Origin of the sequence: Nocardioides sp. NPDC023903 (genome assembly GCF_040639295.1) — a bacterium.
In the GTDB taxonomy this organism is placed as follows: domain Bacteria; phylum Actinomycetota; class Actinomycetes; order Propionibacteriales; family Nocardioidaceae; genus Nocardioides.
Genome location: NZ_JBEZZS010000037.1, coordinates 1 through 19455, shown reverse-complemented (window position 1 = coordinate 19455; position 19455 = coordinate 1). Strand labels below are relative to the sequence as shown.

Annotated in this window: 15 protein-coding genes; 8 read left to right on the top strand and 7 right to left on the bottom strand. The window is 67.3% G+C overall.

Annotated features, from left to right (window positions below; all coding sequences use genetic code 11):
- Positions 1 to 8: 8 nt before the first annotated feature.
- From AB0F44_RS25680 to AB0F44_RS25670, 3 genes are all read right to left on the bottom strand, one after another.
- Positions 9 to 3206, bottom strand: a complete 3198-nt coding sequence (locus tag AB0F44_RS25680) for a family 78 glycoside hydrolase catalytic domain (protein ID WP_357359563.1) — start codon at positions 3204 to 3206, stop codon at positions 9 to 11.
- 167 nt (positions 3207 to 3373) lie between these two features.
- A complete protein-coding gene (locus AB0F44_RS25675; protein ID WP_357359561.1) occupies positions 3374 to 6016 on the bottom strand; it encodes a family 78 glycoside hydrolase catalytic domain in 2643 nt (880 codons plus the stop codon).
- A gap of 69 nt (positions 6017 to 6085) precedes the next feature.
- Complete coding sequence (locus AB0F44_RS25670) at positions 6086 to 6667, bottom strand: TetR/AcrR family transcriptional regulator (protein WP_357359559.1); 582 nt, start codon at positions 6665 to 6667, stop codon at positions 6086 to 6088.
- Between the two features lie 86 nt (positions 6668 to 6753).
- On the opposite strand from AB0F44_RS25670, the gene AB0F44_RS25665 reads away from it, so the two are divergent.
- Positions 6754 to 9180, top strand: a complete 2427-nt coding sequence (locus AB0F44_RS25665) for a glycoside hydrolase family 3 C-terminal domain-containing protein (protein WP_357359557.1) — start codon at positions 6754 to 6756, stop codon at positions 9178 to 9180.
- 26 nt (positions 9181 to 9206) lie between these two features.
- Here the strand turns inward: AB0F44_RS25665 and AB0F44_RS25660 are convergent, their stop codons facing one another.
- The 4 genes from AB0F44_RS25660 to AB0F44_RS25645 all read right to left on the bottom strand — a co-directional run bounded on the left by AB0F44_RS25660 (position 9207) and on the right by AB0F44_RS25645 (position 14175).
- Complete coding sequence (locus tag AB0F44_RS25660) at positions 9207 to 10013, bottom strand: carbohydrate ABC transporter permease (protein ID WP_357359555.1); 807 nt, start codon at positions 10011 to 10013, stop codon at positions 9207 to 9209.
- A 23-nt stretch (positions 10014 to 10036) separates the two neighbouring features.
- Positions 10037 to 10954: a sugar ABC transporter permease gene (locus tag AB0F44_RS25655; RefSeq protein WP_357359553.1), complete on the bottom strand. Its 918-nt coding sequence runs from the start codon at positions 10952 to 10954 to the stop codon at positions 10037 to 10039.
- Between the two features lie 97 nt (positions 10955 to 11051).
- The gene (locus tag AB0F44_RS25650) at positions 11052 to 12362 is read right to left on the bottom strand and encodes an extracellular solute-binding protein (protein ID WP_357359552.1); all 1311 of its coding nucleotides are present in this window, start codon (positions 12360 to 12362) and stop codon (positions 11052 to 11054) included.
- A gap of 826 nt (positions 12363 to 13188) precedes the next feature.
- The gene (locus tag AB0F44_RS25645) at positions 13189 to 14175 is read right to left on the bottom strand and encodes an aldo/keto reductase (RefSeq protein ID WP_357359550.1); all 987 of its coding nucleotides are present in this window, start codon (positions 14173 to 14175) and stop codon (positions 13189 to 13191) included.
- Positions 14176 to 14566: 391 nt separating this feature from the next.
- Here AB0F44_RS25645 and AB0F44_RS25640 point away from each other — a divergent pair, with 391 nt between their 5' ends.
- From AB0F44_RS25640 to AB0F44_RS25610, 7 genes are all read left to right on the top strand, one after another.
- A complete protein-coding gene (locus tag AB0F44_RS25640) occupies positions 14567 to 14710 on the top strand; it encodes a hypothetical protein (protein ID WP_357359548.1) in 144 nt (47 codons plus the stop codon).
- 340 nt (positions 14711 to 15050) lie between these two features.
- A complete protein-coding gene (locus AB0F44_RS25635) occupies positions 15051 to 15572 on the top strand; it encodes a class E sortase (protein WP_357359546.1) in 522 nt (173 codons plus the stop codon).
- Between the two features lie 77 nt (positions 15573 to 15649).
- Positions 15650 to 16033, top strand: a complete 384-nt coding sequence (locus AB0F44_RS25630) for a DUF2255 family protein (protein WP_357359544.1) — start codon at positions 15650 to 15652, stop codon at positions 16031 to 16033.
- Positions 16034 to 16086: 53 nt separating this feature from the next.
- Positions 16087 to 16761 (top strand): response regulator transcription factor, encoded by a 675-nt coding sequence (locus AB0F44_RS25625; RefSeq protein WP_357359542.1) that lies wholly within the window; start codon positions 16087 to 16089, stop codon positions 16759 to 16761.
- A 95-nt stretch (positions 16762 to 16856) separates the two neighbouring features.
- Positions 16857 to 18020, top strand: a complete 1164-nt coding sequence (locus AB0F44_RS25620) for a HAMP domain-containing sensor histidine kinase (protein ID WP_357359540.1) — start codon at positions 16857 to 16859, stop codon at positions 18018 to 18020.
- Between the two features lie 197 nt (positions 18021 to 18217).
- Positions 18218 to 18808 carry a carbonic anhydrase gene (locus AB0F44_RS25615; protein WP_357359538.1) on the top strand — a complete coding sequence of 197 codons (591 nt, stop codon included), beginning with the start codon at positions 18218 to 18220 and terminating at the stop codon, positions 18806 to 18808.
- 8 nt (positions 18809 to 18816) lie between these two features.
- A partial coding sequence (locus AB0F44_RS25610) for a SulP family inorganic anion transporter (protein ID WP_357359537.1) occupies positions 18817 to 19455 on the top strand: 639 nt, incomplete at its 3' end.

Below are 19455 nucleotides of genomic sequence, written 5' to 3'. Positions count from 1 at the left end.
GGTGGTGGTTAGCTGTCGGTCGCGAACCGGAAGGACCCTGCGCCGACGCTATAGACGGCGTAACCTCCGTCGATCCGTTTGAACCTGGCGCGCGTGGGCGTCGCGGGCGGACTGTCGGCGCTGATCGGCACCCAGACTTCGGCACTCGTGTTCGCAGGGACTTGCACCAACATGGTGAAGCGGTCGTTCGTCTTCTCCCAATGCACCTTCGCGGTGCCGCTCCGTAGCAGGCGACTCGTCTCGGCATGCTTCAGATCGCCGATTGGCTGCGGCTTGAAGATGAGCTTGTCACCGCCCTGAGAGTCCGCGGCCTCCTTAAGACCTGCGACGCCGCCCTGGAGCCACTCCTCGACCTGCACCAGGATCATGTGGTTGCTCGAGCTGCCCCGGTCCCAGCGTTCGCCGATGGTGGTGAAGCCGTCGGGGTTGCGGTCCGTGGGCTGCAGGAAGTGACCGTAGCTCGGGTAGCTGTCCTGTTGGACCAGCTCCCACAGCACGTCCTGGCGGCCGCTGTCGCGCAGGACGCGCACCAGCGGAGCGAGCCCGATGTGACCGGCCTCGATGTGCGGACCGCCAGTTCCCTGCGGGTCGAAGGAGTGGATGTGGTCGATCAGGTAGTCGAGCACCTCGTCGCGGTGCCCGGCGGGCACCAGGCTGGCGTCGAGCGCGAAGGCCTGCGCCGCCTGGGTCGCACCCGTGTCGGTCTCCCCGTCCGCGCTGTAGTAGCCGCCCTGCTCGTTGAGGAAGTGCTCGTTGAAGGCCGCCTTGATCTCCTCGGCGAGGCGTTCGTACTCTCGGGCCGCGTCGGGCCGGCCGATCTTGTCCGCCATCACCGCCATGTGGTGGATGGTGAGGTAGTAGCCCCAGGTGCCCGTGATCCGACCGTCGGTGTTGACGACGCTGACCCAGTCCGACAGAGCGGCGTTCACGATGTGCTCGTTCTCGCCGGTTCCGGCCTTCTCACGACGGATGTAGTCCACGAAGTCGACCATGTTGTCCCAGTAGCGGTCCATGGTCTCGGTGTCGTCGTAGTGCTTGTAGAGGAACCAGGGGACGAGGACGATGCCGTTGCCCCAGTTGATCTCGTCACCGAAGCGACCCGTGTATCCCCAGTCGTGCACCGGCGTCTTCAGCGCCACGTTGCCGAACATCGGAGTGTCGGCTCGCGACTGGCCCTCGATGAGGTGGTGCATCGTCGTGCGCATGTAGGCGCGCAGGTCGAAGTTCGACAGCAGCCCACCCATCGGTGCGGTGTAGTCGGCCGGGTAGGACTGCTTCTCGCGTCCCGGGCAGTCGGTGAACGTCGACATCATGTTGGACGTGAATGAGTACCGCACCATGTTGTGGATCCGGTTCATCCGCGGATTCGAGCTCTTGAACGCGCCCGTCACGTTGGGGATGTCAGCGTAGATCTCGTGACCGGTGATGAGTGAAGCGTCCGGCGTGTAGTCCGCCGGAAGGCCGGTGACCTGGACGTACTGCATGCCGAAGTAGTTGAACTTCGGTTTCCAGGTCTCACCGCGCTCGGCGCCCGAGGCGATGTACGAATTGAAGAGGTTGGCTCCGCGTCCGCCGGGGCCGAGTGAGGACTGGTTCACGGTCCCGTCGGGGTTCAGGCCCTCGGCGGGGAACATCTTCACGATCGTGCCTGCGGGAACCTCGGACAGGTTCAGCTCCGGCCAACCGGCGAAGTTCTGCCCGAAGTCGAAGACCCATGTGCCCGGCGCGGGGTTCGTGACCTTCTTCGGCACGAAGGTCTTCATCTCCCTCATGACCTCCGCCTCGCGCGCGACGAGCTTGGTCGCGAGGTTCGGAGGGGGCGCGATGCCGGCGGAGGTCCAGTTCATCGCCGTGCCGTCGCGACGCGTTGCGTCGGTGGTCAGGTCGGCGCCGGGCTCGTTCCAGCCGGCCTGCTGACGACGAGCGTCGTAGTCCTCGCCCGCGTACCAGGCGGTCGTGGTGGTGGGACCGGAGGCGACCCTCCAGTCACGGTCGCTCCCGATCCTCTCGGAGGTGCCATCGGTGTATTCGAGCTCGATCCGGGCGATCATCCTGGGGGTGACCGCGGCGCCGGCGCTCGGGTCGCTTGCGGCGATGTTGTTGCCCGAGCCGGTCACGCGCGCATCGGAGGAATGGGTGGCGTCGAGACCGGGCTCGAAGGTGATTCCGGTGCCGTCGGCACCAGCGGTACCGATCGCCGTGATGACACGCGACTCGAGGCGGTCGCCACCGTCGCCGGTGTCGATGTTGATCGTGCCGCCCACGTGATAGTTGCTGACGTCGGAGACCTTGACGTTCGTGGCGCCGGCCGCGACATCGGCGACCAGCGTGCCGCTGCCCTTGAGCTGGCTCTGCCACCATGCGTACGGCGACGTGCGGCCCACCGCAGGATTGTGGACGGACCGGCGGATGTAGGCCGTGCCGGTTCCAAGTTCTACGCCGACGGTGTTGTCCCCGTCCTCGAGGATCTCGCTGATGTCGTACGTCCGGTACTCGGTGGAGAGCTGATAGTTGGTGTTGCCCGGGGCGAGCACCTCGTCGGTGACTTCTTCGCCGTTCACGGTCGCGTGGTGGAGGCCGACTCCCGACAGGTAGAGCGTTGCGTCCTTGAGCTCTTTGCCCTCGGGAACCGCGAAGGACCGCGCGAAGATCGGTAGCGGGTCGCCTTCGGCGCGCCCGGGCTGCTCGATCCACTTCGCGTCGCGCCAGTCGTCTTGCTCCAGCAGGCCGATCGTGAAGGTGGAGGGCTCGCTCCACTCGCTGACGGTCTTGGTGGCGTCCCAGACGCGCACGCGCCACGCGACGGAGTCGCGCGAACCCAGCTCCGCCCCGAACACCGCCTGGTTGGTCGGCCTTCGCACCTGACCGCTGTCCCAGATCAGGTCGCCGGCTTCAAGGTCTGCGACAGAGGCTGCCGCCTCCACTTCGTACGCCGTCTGCCGGTCGAGCGGGCACGTGCCCGGCACTGAGGGGTCGTAGCAGGTATTCGCGCCGTCGACGTCGCCTGTCATCCGCCATGACAGGGTCGGCTTGGCATCGCCGATGCCGAGCGGCTCGTCATAGCGCCCGTTCACACTCAGGTCGACCACGTCGACCACGAAATCGTCCTCCGGCGCTGCCAGCGCTGGTGCCCCACCACCTGGCGTTGCCAGGAGCGCGAGGCCCAAGCCGATGCCTGCGCCCACATGCACGACGTGTCGTCCCACCATCACTCCTCAGCCGTTCGATCGACCACTTTGTGACGTCGATCACCTGTCATTGAATGGTTTCATGCGTCGTGAGGGCTGTCACCATCGAGGCGAGATGTGGCCGGAACTGGCCACGGGAGGCCACGCCGATGAGGTGCCGCGAGTCGCCGAAACGACCGCCGCTGTCACGCTTGGGGCTGCGATCCCGGAAGGTGGACGACGTGGACGCCGGGGCCCAAGTCCGCGTGCGCGCCCGGCACCCGCACGGCGGCGGACGCCCCGGGTGGGACCTCGACCGCGAAGCGCCAGCCGCCGGGCCCGCGTTGCCATGCGACCCGCGCATCCCCGAGCGGAGTGCGGTGCCGGATGCTCGCACGGTCGACGCGGGGATCGTCGACGGGAGCGACCTCGAACTGACGCCAGCCGGGCTCGGTGAGTCGCAACCCTCCGACGCGCTGCTGGATCCAGGCAGCCACGGACCCGAGGAAGTAGTGGTTCCGCGAACGGGCGTCGACGTCCCAGGACTCCAGGAGGGTCGACTCGCCGGCCGTGAACCAGGCGCCCCAGCCGGGCCGGGTGCGCGCCGTGAGAACACTGATCGCGAGGTCGTCGCGCCCGGCTGCGCTGAGGACTGGTAACAGGTGGCGCACGCCGACGGCTCCGCAGTCGAGGTGCCCGCGGGTGCGCGAATCCAGGTCCTCGATCAGGCCTCGGCGTACGGAAGCGACGTGCTGCTCCGGGACGATGCCGAACGCGAGGGGCAGGATGTCCAACACCTGGCGGTGGCCGACCCCGTCGACCGCGTACCTTCCGGTCCCTGGGTCGAACCACGTGGCGTGGTAGGCGTGGCCGACTCGATCCGCCGCACGTTCGTATGTGTCCGCGGAGTCGTGGCCGAGCTCGGCGAGGATAACCGCGACGTGCCTGAACATCGTGACCGTCATCGCGGTGCCGATCGGCGCCATGCCCTCCGGCCCGACCAGGTGGCCCGGGGACAACCAGTCGCCCCACGTACGCCGCCGCCAGATGTCGTCCTGGTCGAGCTTCGAGAGGACGTCATCGGCGAACCGGCTGATCATCGATGCCGAACGCTTGAGGATCTCGCGGTCACCGTACTCGCGATAGAGGTACCACGGGATGAGGACGGCGGACGACGACCAGGTCGGGTCCGAGCTACGCCCCCATCCCGGGGTCGGGATGATCCAGGGGATCGCGCCGTCGCGCCCCTGGGCGTCGAGGTGGTCGTCGATCCACTTGCCGAACGCCGCCTTCAGGTCGAAGTGGTGGAGGAGTGCCTCGGTCGCGAGATGGGCGTCCGCGGTCCAGCCGTTCTTCTCGTAGATCGGGGTGTCGGTGGGGATGCCGTGGAGGTTGTTGCGGAAGGTGCGCGCGGTCGCCGCGTCGATCCACTCGAGGACCGGGTGGGCGGCTCTGAGTTCCCCTACGCGCTCCACCTCCGTGTAGAGGGGGACGGCGCGAACCTCCTCGACCGTGACGTCCCCCGAGGTCTCGATCTGCACCCAGCGGAAGCCTCGGTATCCGAACTGCGGCTCCCAGACGAGGTCGACGACACCGGTCTCGAGCTGCACCGAGTCCATCTGGGCCTGTCCGGCGACGAGGGGGTTGTTGCACAGCACGGCACCGTCATCCCCGCGCTGCTCGCCCGAGAGCACGGTGACCTTGCCCCCTGGCCCCCCGCTGAGCCGCGCCCTGACCCGGCCGACCATGACCTCCCCGAAGTCGAGGACGGTGCGATGCGCGTCGAGCGCCTCGACGACACATGCCGGTACGGGAGGCAGCCCCAGCACCGGCGGAAGCTCTGCCAACCTGAGTTTGCCGGAGGGCGGTTCGACGAGGGTCACCGGTTTCCAGTCGGGTGTCCCGCCGCGGATGACCCAGTCCTCGCCCTGGAAGAGCCGATCTGCCTCGACTGCACCGGGAGCGGTCTCCCACGACTCGTCCGTGACGATCGTCGACGATCGGCCGTCGGCATCGACCAGGTCCAGCCGGGCGATCGCAGTCGGCTCACGATGCCACGGCGCGAGATGCCATCCCCAGGTGTCACCGCCTCGCGCGGCGTATCTCTCGCGGCCGGCCTCGAGAAGGAGCTCGTTCGGGCCCACACGCAGCAGGTGCGCGACGTCCCACGTGCGGAAGAGCACGGTCTTGTCGTAGTCGGTGACCGCAGGCTCGAGCATCTCCTCGCCGACCCGGATGCCGTTGATGCGGACCACGCCGGTGCCGAGGATCGTCGCGCTGAGCAGCGCGGCCTGGGGGACGGCGTCGAGGTCGACGACGCGGCGGAAGATCGGGTTCGGGGCCGGGAGCGTCTCGATCCCGATCATCCGGACGCCTTCGACCGGCTCTCCGTCGACGAGCGCTCTTCCGTCGACCGGGAGTGGCGAGACGCCGTCGTCTGCGTTGGCCGCCACCGAGTCTGCCGTTGACCACCCGATCGCGCCGCGGTCCGAGTGCAGCACGACGGTGTAGTCGCCGGGAGGCGCCATCGGTGTGACGTCGAGGAAAGGTCCGAAGTAGTCCCAGACGAGCTGTGGGCTTTCGAACCGGCGCTCCGCGACCACCCGTCCGGAGGTGTCCTCCAGTCTGAGCAAGAAGCGGACGTCGGCAGTGTGCGCTTCCGCCGCGTCGCCCGGTCCGACCAGGTCGACGTTCACGGCCGTGATCGGACCCCCGGTGCGGAACGTCTGCCCGAGCGAGTGTCCGGGCTCAACCCTGTCGACGCGGGAGGCGGTGATCTGCCGGATGATGCGCTGCCCTGGCGGGACTGACCGCGCGATCCAGGAGGCGCCGTCGAGACGCTCGGTCACCTGTGCACCTCCTGGTCGGATTCCCGGATCTTGCCGATCACGGACAGGTATTTGCCCGCGGCTCGTACCTCAGTGGCTCTGGCGGAGCGAGTCCCACAGCGTGGTCATGAGCACTCCCATGTCGACCGTGTCCTTGTCCAGAAGCCATTGGAGCTGGAGGCCGTCCGCTGCCGCGATCAAGATGGAGGCGACCGCGTCGGGGTCGAGGCTCTCCGGGGCCTCACCGCTTGCTTGCAGCTTGCGGATGTCGGTGGCGACCTCGTCGCGCAGCCACTGGTAGCGGCTGACGAAGAACTCGCGAGCCAGCGAGGCCTCGTCGGTGCTCTCTGCCGACATCGACACAAAGAGGCGCACCAAGCCCGGCTCCGAGGCGTTGCGCTCGACTGCACCGATCAAATGCTCGACGCTGTGGATGTGGCGATGCTCGACCGGATCCCCATCTCTGTCGTCGCGGCGTCGCAGCACCTCGAGGAAGAGCTCCTCCTTCGTGCTGAAATGGTGGAGCAGGCCGGCCTGGCTCAGCCCGCTCTCCCGGGCGATCTCGCGGACGGACACGCGGTCGTAGCCCTTCTGCGCGAAAAGATCGAGTGCTATCTCCAGGATCTGCTCGCGCTTGGCGATCCCCTTCGCGTACGGACCTCGAGCCGACATGGCGTCATCCTACTGTGATCGGAATTCTCGAAACTAGTCGATGACTGGTATTTGGGATAGAGTGCCCTCGACCGAGGAGGATGCACATGGAGCATTTCAGCGAAGAGGATCTCGGGCGCCTCCTCTCGAAGCTACAGCTCGAAGAGAAGGTCCTCCTCCTCACGGGCCGCGACTCGTGGTCTCTCCACCCCCTCCCGTCGATCGGCCTGCGCTCCATCGTCGTGTCCGACGGTCCGGCCGGTGTGCGCGGCGATGTCTGGGACGAGCGCTCGCCGTCCGCGAACTTCCCGTCTCCGACGGCGCTCGCCGCGACCTGGGACCGAGCAGCGGTCAGGACGATCGGGTGGGGATTGGGCAGCGAGGCGCGCCGCAAGTCCGTCGACGTCGTGCTCGCTCCGACCGTCAACCTCCACCGCTCGCCCTACGGCGGGCGCCACTTCGAGGCGTTCAGCGAGGACCCGGTCCTGACGGCCGAGCTCGCCGGCGAGTACGTGCGCGGCATCCAGGAGTACGGCGTCGGCGCGACCCTCAAGCACTACGTCGCCAACGAGTCCGAGACCGAGCGGTTCACGGTCGACGTGCGGGTCGACGAGCGGACGCTGCGCGAGCTCTACCTGCTGGCATTCGAGTCTCCCGTCACCGAGGCCGGTTCGTGGCTCGTGATGAGCTCGTACAACTCGATCAACGGCGTCACCGCCTCGGAGAACGAGCTGCTCACGCGACCGCTCAACGACGAGTGGGGCTTCGACGGGGTCGTGATCAGCGACTGGACCGCGGTGCGCTCGCTCGAGAGCGCCCACCAGGCGCAGGATCTCGCCATGCCCGGTCCCACCAGCGCGTGGAGTGAGTCACTGCTCGAAGCGGTACGCACCGGGGACGTGTCGGAGGCCGCGATCGACCGCAAGGTGCTGCGTATTCTGCGCCTCGCCGCGCGTGTGGGTGCGCTCGGCGGACCCAGTCCTGACGTACCAGCGCCCGTTGATGTCCGTATGATCGCGCGGACGGTCTCGATCAGCGGCTCGGTCCTGCTCTCGAACGACGGAATCCTCCCCCTCCCGCCCGCACCCTCGATCGCCCTGATCGGCGAGGGCGCCAGGGTCGCGCGGTCCCAGGGCGGCGGCAGCGCGACGGTCATCCCCGAGGCGGTCGTCTCTCCCGCCGATGGCCTGCGCAGGCGGTTCGGCGAGGACGCCATCGCGTGGGCGCCTGGAGCTGTGGTCGACCGGCGACCCTCCCCGCTGCCATTGACCGAGGTGGCTGACCTGTCGGGGGCGCCCGGGGTGTCGGTGCGGTACCTGGACACGGAGGGCGTTGAGCTCGGCCGCGAGACGCGCCGGGCGACGACGATCGTGTCCTTCGAGGGGTCCTCGATGCTGACCCGTGCGGCCACCGTCGAGATGTCGTTCCGCTACACACCTCGACGACCGGGCAGCACGCCGCTGGCTGTGATCGGGCTGTGCGACTTCGAGGTGCACATCGACGGGTCGGCGGCGACGGCAGGCTCCATCCGGCTGCGTCCGGGCGACGACTTCGCGACCTCGGTCCTGACCCCGCCGTTCACGGCGATCGAGCTCCCGGTCGCAGCTGGAGGTTCCGATGTCGTCGTCCGCTTCACGCCCGTGCCCGGTGGCGTGCCTGACGCTGTCGCGCTCGGCGTCGGCTCGCCGGCCCCTGCCCTCGACGGCGACGCGCTCATCGCGGAGGCGAGCGCGCTCGCGGCGTCGCGCGAGGTCGCCGTCGTCGTGGTCTCGACCTCGGCCGAGGTCGAGTCCGAGGGCTTCGATCGGCAGACCCTTTCGCTCCCTGGCCGCCAAGACGACCTGGTCCGTGCAGTCGTGGCTGCGAACCCCCGCACCATCGTCGTGGTGAACACCGGCGCGCCGGTTGTGCTCCCTTGGCGCGACGACGTCGCCGCCATCCTCGCGGTGTGGTTCCCCGGCCAGGAGTTCGGCGACGCGCTCGCCGCCATCCTCAGCGGCGATGCCGAACCCGGTGGACGTCTGCCGACCACGTGGCCGAGCGCCGAGAACGAGGTTCCCGTGAGCGCGGTGACGCCGGTCGAGGGTCGCCTCGACTACGCCGAGGGCATCCACGTCGGTCACCGGGCCTGGCTCGCGGCGGGACGGGCTCCGGCCTACCCCTTCGGGCACGGGCTGGGCTACACGACGTGGGCGGTCGATTCGATCGAGGCCCCTGCCGCCTTGGAGCCGTACGCCGGGGTGCGGGTCGCCGCGACGATCCGGAACACTGGAGCGCGGTGCGGGAAGGTGGTGGTGCAGTTCTATCTCGAGCGAGTCTCGGCGTCAGGTGTCGACCGGCCGGTCCGGTGGCTCGCCCAGTTCGAGACGGCCCACTTGGCCGCCGGTGAGGTACGCGCCGTGGAGACCACGATCTCCGGACGGAGGTTCGCGCACTGGGCGGACGGCTGGACCGTCGAGCCCGGGGCGTACCGGGTGGTCGCTGCCCTCGATGTCGCGGATCCGGGGAAGCACGCCGACCTGGTCATCGGCTGAGGGCGCACTCGGCCTCCAGTGCTCACTCAGCCCTTGATCGAGCCTGCGGTCATGCCGGCGACGATCTGCCGATTGAAGAAGACGTACATCACCAGCGGCGGAACCATGATCAGCAGGATGTTCGTGAACAGCAGGTTCCACGACGTGTAGAACTGGCTCTGGAAGTTGTAGAGCGTCAGTTGGACGGTGACGTTCTCAGCGCCGGGCGCGAAGTACAGCGGGTTCGCGAAGTCATTGAATACAGTCACGGACTGCACCACGACCACCGTCACGATCACGCTGCGCAGCAGCGGGAACGCGATCAGGAAGAACAGCCGCAGTGGGCCAGCGCCATCGAGCAGCGCGGCTTCGTCGAGCTCTCGAGGAATCGTGGCGGCGAAGGCGCGGAACAGGAGGATGCAGAAGGGCATCCCGAAGGCCACCTCGATGAGCGCGAGTCCGTGCAGGGTTCGGAAGATCCCGAGCTGCTGCATCACGTAGATCGTTGGTACGACCGCCGGCGGGATGATCAGCCCTGCCAGGACGAGGAAGTTGATGAACGGGTTCCACCTCGAGGAGCGTCGCTGGAGCACCCAGCCGACCATCGCGGAAAGCACGACCATGACAGTGACCGACGAGACGGTCACGAGGGTGCTGTTCACGAAGGCCCGGACGACGGTGTAGTCGCGTGTCTGGATCACCTCGCGGAGGTTGTCGAAGAAGGCGAACTCCGTCGGCCAGCTGAATTCGAGGAGCGAGGACTCCTGCTGCGTCTTGAGCGAGGTCAGGACGATGAACAGGAACGGGACGAGGAACACGACGATCGACACGGCGATCGCGATGATTCCCGCCACGAGGTCGCGCGTTCGGTTAGCCCTCACAGCTCTTTCGACTTTCGGTTCAGGAACAGGAACAGCGGCAGGACGATCCCGGTGATGAGCAGGAACAGGATGACGTTCCCAGCCGTCGACAGCCCGTAGAACCCGGCCGCGTACTGCTTGTAGATGACCGACGCGACCGTGTCGCTGGCGAAGCCGGGGCCGCCGCCGGTCATGGCCCAGATCAGGTCGAACGTGCGCAAGCCGCCAATCAGGGAGAGGATCACGACGGTGACCGTGGCTGGGCGGACGAGAGGGACAGTGATAGTCCAGAAGGTGCTCCAGGCCGACGACCCGTCGACACGCGCGGCCTCGTAGTACTCGTCGGGGATCGCAACGATGCCGGCGATGTAGATGAGCGTCGCCAGCCCCACGCCCTTCCAGACGTCGACGGCTGCGATCGAGTAGAGCGCGAGGTCCGGATCGGTCAGCCAGCCGGGACCGCGGACACCGATCGCGGCCAGCGCTTTGTTGACGACGCCGTCGAACGGGTCGAGGAGCACTTTGAAGGTGATGCCCACCCCGATCGTCGAGACCAGGACCGGAAAGAAGACAACGGCGCGGAGATACCCGCGCGCGAAGATCCCCGACGTGAGCACGACTGCGAGCACGAGGCCGATCGCGACCTTCGCCCCGGAGGTGAGCGTGGCGTAGATGAGGGTGTTGGTGAAGCTGGTGGAGAGGCGCGGCTGCGTGAAGAACGTGATGAAGTTGTCGAACCCGGTGAACTCGCTGGTCGTGAAGGTCCATCTGGTGAACGCGAAGTAGAACGACGCGAACGTCGGGACGAGGAACAAGACGGCGTAGATCACCGCCGCGGGCGCGTAGAACCACCCGGGGTAGGCGAAGTGGTCGCGCCGCCGGCTCGGTCGACGCGTCGAGGCGCCCCGGCGTGCGGCGGTCGATGCGCTGGTCATGGTGCCTTTCGATTGCGCAGCGGGGCCGACGGGTTCGTCGACCCCGCTGCCCATGGGGGAGGGAGGGGAACAGGTGCGGGTGTCCGCCGAGTTCGGGTCACCAGCCTTCGAGTCCGAGCTGCTGGGCCTGGAGCTCGTTGTCCTTGTCGTACTCCGCGGCGGCCGACTTGGCATCGGTGCTCCCGGAACCGAGCTCGACGGTGAAGTTCTGCAGGTTCGGGCCCTTCACCGGCGAGAGGAACTCCAGCGCCGGCGCGACGCGGTCGTCCTCGAAGAACGGCAGCATGTCGGACACGATCCGCGACACGTCGCCGGTGATCTCGCAGCCGTCGACGACATAGGGTCCCGTGATGCCCCGGGCTTCGGTGATCGCGGCACAGCCGTCGCTGCTCGCGACGAAGGCCATGAACCTCTTCACCTCGTCCGGGTGCTCGGTGTAAGCAGGCGAGTAGACCGACGACGGCATCCAGGTGGTGAGGCCGTAGTCGTCGGCGGACTCGCCGGGCACCGGGAAGAACCCGATGCTGTCTGCCTGATCGGCATGGTTCTGCTCGATGGTGGCCTGCGCAAAGGTCAGCATCGGGTACATCGCACCCTCGCCCTTCGCGAGCTTGGCGAGCGCCTGGTCGAGCAAGGTCGTCGGGAAGTCGGCGTTGAAGGCGTCGACGGCTGCCAAGTCCTCGAGCTTCCGGAAGCTGCTCAGCCCGGGCTCCTCCGAGAACTTGACCTTGTTCGCCGTGAGTTGGTCCGCGAACTCGGGATCCTGCGCCTGGACGTTGTAATAGTCCGCGAGCACCAGCATCTGCGAGGTCCAGGTGTCGCCGTGCGACTGAATCACCGGGTCGACGCCGTTGCCACGGATCGTCTTGACCGCGGCGAGCATCTCGTCCCAGGTCTGCGGAACCTCGACCCCGGCCTTCTCGAAGACATCGATGTTGTAGAAGAACCCACCGCCCATCGCCTGCCCGACTGGGGCGCCGTACGTGCCGTTGTCGGTCGAGACCGTCGTGGTGTAGTCCTCCTGGAGATCGTCGACCCAGGGTTCGTCGGAGACGTCCAACAGCTGCTGATCGGGATTGAGCGCCTGCATGAGCGCACCGCTGTTGTACCAGAACAGATCGGGCATCTCCCCGGTCGAGAGCTGCGTCTTGACCGCGTTGTCCAGCTCGACGCCCTCCGGGCCCGAGGCGTCCACGACGACCTCGATGTCGTCATTCTCAGCGTTGAAGTCGGCCGCCAGCTGCTCCGCGGTCGCGATGTCATCGGGCACACCCGCACCCATGAACCAGGTGAGCTCCACCGGTCCGTCGTCACCTGCATCACCGCCTCCGCAGCCGGCCAGGGCCAAGGCCGCGATGGTGACGGCGGCGACCGCCGCCGGAACCCGACGCAGAGCACGTTCGCGCATCGTTCCTCCTGGAACCGGTCCGTCATCGGAGCAGAGGCCGGACTCTTGAAACTGTTCAATGATTGGCTTTCGTTGTGACGCTACTCACGTTGCGAAACCATGTCAATGGTCCGAGACCGGCGTCCCGCGGAGCGATTGAAACCATTCAGCAGCGAGTGCGAACGATCCTTCACGTCGGCCACCGCTACGTGCCCATGCCGCGTGCACCGCGCTTGGCCGTGCGTTGTCACTGGACATCACATCTAGGCCACCCGCCGAATGTGCCGCCTCCTTGAGAACCTGCTGACCATCGCCACAGTCGCTCGGAGACCTTCACCGACCGTCAGGTCGACCTGGCCGGGCCCTCGCCGCGGCAGTTCGGGGCGTGTCGGTTGCCGGCGCCTTCCAGGCGCTGGGGCAAATTGGGTGTGGGAGCGGTCGTCGTCCGGGTTGGTCCCTTCCAGCCGACTTAGGTCGCCCTGCTCCAAGATGCCGGGGGTGCTTCCGCTGATCGGGAGCGCCACCATGCTGGCTGCCTTCACCGTGGGTGCAGTAGTTGCGTACGGGGCGATCTACTTGCAGCGTGGCAGCGGCACTTGCGCTGGGTGGTCGCGATGCAGACAGGCCCGGATGAGAGTCTTCGCGTGAGTTCTGGAGGCCTCAACGCCTGGGGTCCATCGGGGAGGCAACCACAGTTCATGGGCACGATTGGGTGGGACGCTGCAGGAGGGTCGCCGCCCGGCGGGACGTCTTTGCAGCGTACGGCCCCGTCGTCCCTCATGTCGCGCCCCGTACTCACACCTTTGTGTCGAGCAGTTTGGCCGCGTTCTGGCTAGGCCACGAGCTGTCACCGGTTGACGTATCCCATGTGGAGAGTGTTGTAGCGGGCACCGTGGACACCGATGCGCTGTGTGAGGGAGTCGAGGTCGGCGAGCTCGTCCGCGGACAGTGGGACCTCGGTGGCGGCGGCGTTCTCTTGGATGCGGGCGGTGCGGCGGGTGCCGGGGATGGGGACGATCCACGACTCCTGTGCCAAGAGCCAAGCCAGCGCAATCTGTCCAGGAGACGTTTCCTTCTTGCTCGCAAGGTCCTTCACGTGGTCTACGAGAGCTTGGTTCGCGGCGAGATTCTCCTGATAGAACCGGGGGACTCGGCGGCGGATGTCGCCGTCGCTGAAGGAGGTCGACGTGTCGACGGTGCCAGTAAGGAATCCCTTGCCGAGCGGGCTGAATGGCACGAACCCGATGCCGAGTTCTGCGAGGGTCGGTAAGACCTCGGTCTCAGGGTCGCGGGTCCACAGCGAGTACTCGCTCTGGACGGCTGTGACCGGATGTACGGCATGCGCGGCGCGGACCGTTGCGGCAGAGGCTTCGGAGAGGCCGAAGTGGCGCACCTTCCCTTCCGCGATCAGGTCGCTGACGGTGCCAGCGACGTCCTCGATCGGCACGGTGGGATCGACGCGGTGTTGGTAGAAGAGGTCGATCACGTCCGTGCGCAGCCTCTTGAGGGATGCCTCGGCGACGCGTCGGATCTGTTCGGGACGGCTGTCGAGACCGACGCTCTGGCCGTTCTGGATGTGCCAGCCGAACTTAGTGGCGATCACGACCTGGTGACGCAGCGGTTCGAGGGCTTCGCCGACAAGCTCTTCGTTGTCGTAGGGGCCGTAGACCTCTGCGGTGTCGTAGAAGGTGACGCCGTGTTCAGCGGCCGACCGCAGCACCGTCACCATGTCGGCCCGGTCGCCCGGGTTGGGGCCGTAGCTCTGGGACATGCCCATCGCGCCGAGTCCGATCGCTGAGACCACCAGGCCTTGTCCGAGTGTTCTGGTGTGCACGGTCAGTTCTCCGTCGTCGTGGGGTGGGCGCGGCTGTAGTCGTCGCCGGTGACGCGCCCGAGCAAGGTCGCCGCGTGAGTCGGACGCAGGCGACGGCGAAGCTCTGCTCGGGCTCCTGCGGGGCAACGATGGGTCGGTGCTTCGTTCCTGTTGTCCACGTCCTCAACGCTATGACGTCGAGATCACGCCAGGGATGCCCTGCCAGTACACCCTTCATCGCAGACTTCCACTCCTGCCGCTTGCTCGACTGGGCTTGGGACACCGGCCCGGCCTTGCTCGCCGCGGACACGTTCGCGGTCGAGTGCCTGCAGGCCGTGCCGATTCGCCTTTCGTCCGGTCGGCCTCAACGACCGCGGCATGATGCACCAGGAGGTTCCTGGCCAAGCTCGGCATGCCGCTTGGTGAGCTGTGTCGGCTCGGGCAGCTTGCGCCGCGGATGGACGCGCTGCAGCAGTGGGAGGCGTTCCTCAACGTCAAGCCACTCAACGTCACCGGCGCGACCGGCTCGGCCGGGAACGCCGTCGCCCTCCTGTGATCGAGGCGGGCGAGGCGCCCGAGGGATCGATGCTGGCCGATGGGGGATTGCGCCGCAAAGGTGCCCTGACAGTGCCTCCCACCCGGCGACGCACGGACCTACCGTTTGAGCAGTGAGCATGAGAGCAGCAACGGCATGGCGCGGCGTACGGCCCCTCGCCCTTGCAGCCCTGCTCGGCGCTCTCACCATGCTCGCTGCGTGCACGTCGCCCTCAAGTGACGCCGCCGAACTGACTACGGACGTCAGCAGGGCGCCAGGTTCACCCTCGGCTCCGTCGCCGGAACCCCCAACCGCGCCCGAGCCGGGTCCGGGATCACCGTCCGCGACGGAGGATGTGCCGTTGTCGTCCGACGGCCGGCCAGTGCGCGGTGAGCTGTCGATCCCCGCGATCGGGGTCGCGAACCTGGACGTTGTGCCCTACCGCGGATGGACCGATGACGCTCCTGGCACCGAGATACAGAACAACGGCCGCGCGGCAAGCCCATTCGGGCCTCGCGGCGGCCCCGGCCCCGGCGGAATCGGCAACTACCAGGTGACCGCACATCGGCTGTCCTCCACGGCGGCCTTCCGTAGGGTGCCCGAGCTCGAACCGGGGGATCGGGCCTTCGTGCGCACCGAGGACGCCACCTACGTCTACCGCATCGTCGAAACCCGAGAGACGTCGTTCCGGTCGGCAGCATCACTACGCGCTCAGCGGGCTGCGGTCCCCGGCCGGCCTGGCGACGTAGCCACTCGCGCCATGATCACCCTGTCCACGTGCGCGACTCCAGAGGACCACGCGGTCGGTAATTACTGGTCTGACGAGTTCGGCAACCCGGAACACCGCATCGACAAGATCGGCCTCCTAGTAGCCGTGCGGTGAGATGGGGGAAGCAGAGTGGCTTCAAACCTCGGATCCGTCGCGCTTCCGTCGTAAGACCGTCGATTGAAAGGACATTCATGGCCGCCTGGCCCACCGACATCATCGAGAAGATCGCTGCCACCGATGACCTCCACATCGCTCCCTTCCGCGCCGACGGGGTGACCACGGGAACCCTTACCTGGATCTGGTCCGTGGTAGTTGACGGGCGCCTGTTCGTCCGCGCCTACAACGGCACGCGCGGCCGCTGGTACAAGTCCGCAATCGCACAGCGCACTGGGAAGATCTCAGCCGCTGGGACGGAGTACCAGGTCGAGTTCACCCCGATCACCGACCCCGAGCTCGGCGCACGGATCGACAGTACCTATGGCGAGAAGTACGCCGACAGCCCCTACCTGCCGCCGATGATCGCAGCCGGCCCTAAGGCCGCGACTGTTGAAATCGCCCTGCGCGACGTGCAGTGACGACTGCTGTCAATCTCAGAGGAAGTTCAGAACAGAGCCGGGAGGATCGGGGTATGCCCGAAGCGCAATGTCAGCACCGTCTGCTGCTGGTCGAGGACGACCGCAGCATGGGTGATCTGCTCGATCGGCTCCTGCGCTCGGAGGGGTACGACGTCGAGTGGGCACGCGACGGGCAACGAGGGCTTCATCTCGGCCTGTCTCGGCGCTGGGACCTCATGGTGATCGACCGGATGCTGCCGGCGGTCGAAGGGGTTGACCTCGTTCGACGGCTGCGCTCCAAGGGCGTGGTTGCCCCTGTCCTCGTCCTCACCGCAAGGGGGACCTCGGAGGATCGTGTGGAAGGACTCGATGCGGGAGCGGAGGACTACGTCGTCAAACCATTCGACGTGGACGAGCTCCTCGCCCGCCTCCGCGCCCTGCTCAGGCGGCACGTCGAGACCTCGAACACGGTCGACCTCGGAGACCGTTATCTCGACGTCACGGGCCGCAGGGTGCTGTCAGCGAATGCGGACACGGTGCCCTTGTCGGAGAGGGAGCGCGACCTGTTGCACCTCCTCGCGGCAAGCCCGCGTCGGGTCTTCACACGTGAAGAGCTGCAGGACCTTCTGTTCCGCGATGCCGAGAGCTCGAACGCGGTTGACACCTACGTCTACTACCTCCGCCGGAAGCTGGGTCGCGGTGTGGTCCGGACCGTGCGAGGTCTCGGATACCAGATGGGCGCAGCGTGACCGCGGCACCGGCAGCTGACCTTAAGCTGCTTCGCAGAGCGACCATCGCGGTCGCCCTCCAGACGGGCCTAGCGGTCGCTGTGGTGGTGGCACTCGTGATCGGGCTCGTGTATCTGCTCAGCCTTCAGGAGCGCCGCGACGCCACCGTCGAGAAGCTTCGCGCCAAGATCGAGAACGCTGACCTCTACGTCGATGTGTCGGAACCGAGTCCGACTATCGTCGATGCGTTGCCTGCAGAGTGCCCGGAGAGCGACGTCCGCGATGCCGTCGTCGACCTTCCTGCCGGCGAGTCCTGGATCGACATCTGTGGTTTGCCTTTCGTCGCTTACGTCGGTGAACACGAGGAGGCCCGCGTCACGGCGGTCGTCGGCTTCATCGATCAGGAGGAGGAGACCGAGCGGCTGGCGCGTCTGGCCCTGTTCGCGGGGCTGCTAGGAGTGATGGCAGCGGCCGGTATCGGCTGGCTCTTCGGCCGCAGGGCGGTACGGCCTCTCGGCGAGGCGTTGGCTTCGCAGCGCCGGTTCATCGCCGAGGCGAGCCACGAGCTTCGGACCCCTCTTGCCATCGTGATGACGAGGGCACAGCTGCTCGAACGGGGGCCGCTCAGCGATGATGACCAGAGGCGTGATCTGCAGCAGCTTGTCCGGGACGCACGCGTGGCGAACGAGGTGGTCAGCGACCTCCTCCTGGTCGCGGAGCTGCAACACCGGCCACCGCAGCGCGAGCCGGTGGATCTGACGATGGTTGCGGAGGAGGTTCGCGATTCGTTCCGTACCACCGCCGACCTGGCCGGCGCCAAGCTCGAGGTGCAAGCGCCCCCTGAGGATGGCTACGTCGTGCTCGGTGTTCCTCGCGCCTTGCGCCGTGCAGTCGCCGCCCTGGTCGACAACGCCCTCGACCACGTCGCCGAGGACGGGTACGTCGGGCTCGAGCTCTCTCGCGCGGCCGATGTGGTGCACTTGTCGGTCACCGACAACGGCACCGGTCTCGACCCGGCGACTGCCGCCGAGCTCACCGCACGGTTCCGGCGTGGAACCGGCGGCGTCGATGGGCGACACTTGGGCTTGGGTCTGGCACTGGTCAACGAGATCGCGGGTGCCCACGGCGGAGCGCTGGCCATCGAGGGCGAGCTGGGCGTCGGCGCCAGGATCACCCTGCAGCTCCCGGCCCCCGGCCGTGAGCTGATCGAACCTGATGGGTCAGGCGATGGCCGCGGAACTATCGAGCGTCTGCACAGGCAATCTGGAGTCGCTCGCTGATCCGCTGGCCGAGCACGTCGAGCGATCGCTCGGTTGGCTTTGAAGTTGCTCTGAGATTCCACGGGCAGCATTTCGGTACCGGCGTACCCAGGCCTTCCTGATGGCGCGCCGGCGGACGTGAATCACGCCTTCGCTGTTCTCGGTCCTCATGCCCACACCACGCGCCGTCCACGGCGCTCCCAAGAGGAAGTGCTGACATGAAATCCCTCATCGACCACGCCCGCTCCTTCCGGAACCGCTCCCCGGAACGCCCCGAAGACTTCGCCCGGATGGCGCAGGGTCAATCCCCGCAGGTCCTGTTCATCACCTGCTCGGACTCCCGGGTGATCCCCGCCCACATCACCGACGCCCGCCCCGGCGAGCTCTTCGAGCTCCGGACCGCCGGCAACATCGTTCCGCCCCACGACTCGACGCACCCGACGAGCGAGGCCGCCACCATCGAGTACGCCATCGAGGTGCTCGGCGTCACCGACATCGTCGTCTGTGGACACTCGCACTGCGGTGCTGTCGGTGCGCTGGTCCGCGGCGACGACCTGGATCCCGTGCCGGCGGTGCGCGACTGGCTGGCGCACGCAGCTCCGCGGCCCGATGGCGATGTGGACGACCCGACAGTCGTCGAGGCGGTCCAGAACCACGTTCTTACCCAGCTGCTGCGACTGCGCTCGTATCCGTGCGTGGACAAGCACCTCGCCACCAACCGGCTCCGGCTCCACGGCTGGCTGTACGAGGTGCACACCGGCTCAGTGCTTGTCCACGACGCCGACTCTGACACCTTCTCGAACCTGTGAGGCGCACCATGGACAAGTTCCCTCATCTCAGGCAGGACTTCACTGCCTCCATCGTCGTCTTCCTCGTCGCAGTGCCGCTGTGCGTGGGGGTCGCGGTCGCCTCCGGAGCCCCGGCCGAGCTCGGACTGATCACCGGGATCGTGGGCGGTCTGGTCACCGGCCTGATGCGCGGTAGCAGTCTCCAGGTCTCGGGTCCGGCCGCGGGTCTGACCGTGCTCGTCTTCGAAGCCGTGCAGGAGTTCGGGCTCCCTATGCTGGGCGCGTTGGTACTGGCCGCGGGTCTGCTCCAGCTCGGCATGGGTGTCCTCAAGCTTGGCCGCTGGTTCCGGGCCATCTCGATCTCGGTCGTCGAAGGCATGCTCGCCGGCATCGGCCTGGTGCTCATCGCCGGCCAGTTCTACTCCGCCGCAGGCATGACTGCGCCAGCCTCCGGCATCGGCAAGATCACCGGACTCCCCTCGGCGCTCGTGGAGGCCACCACCAGCCTGGCTGCCCTCGCCTCGCTCGCTCTCGCGGCCGCCACCATCGCCGTGCTCGCACTATGGAAACGGTTGCCCAGCCGCGCACAGATCGTGCCGGGAGCCCTCGCCGCGGTCGCGATGGCGACCGTCGCGTCGCTCGCGTTCGGGCTGCCTGTGGCGACGGTC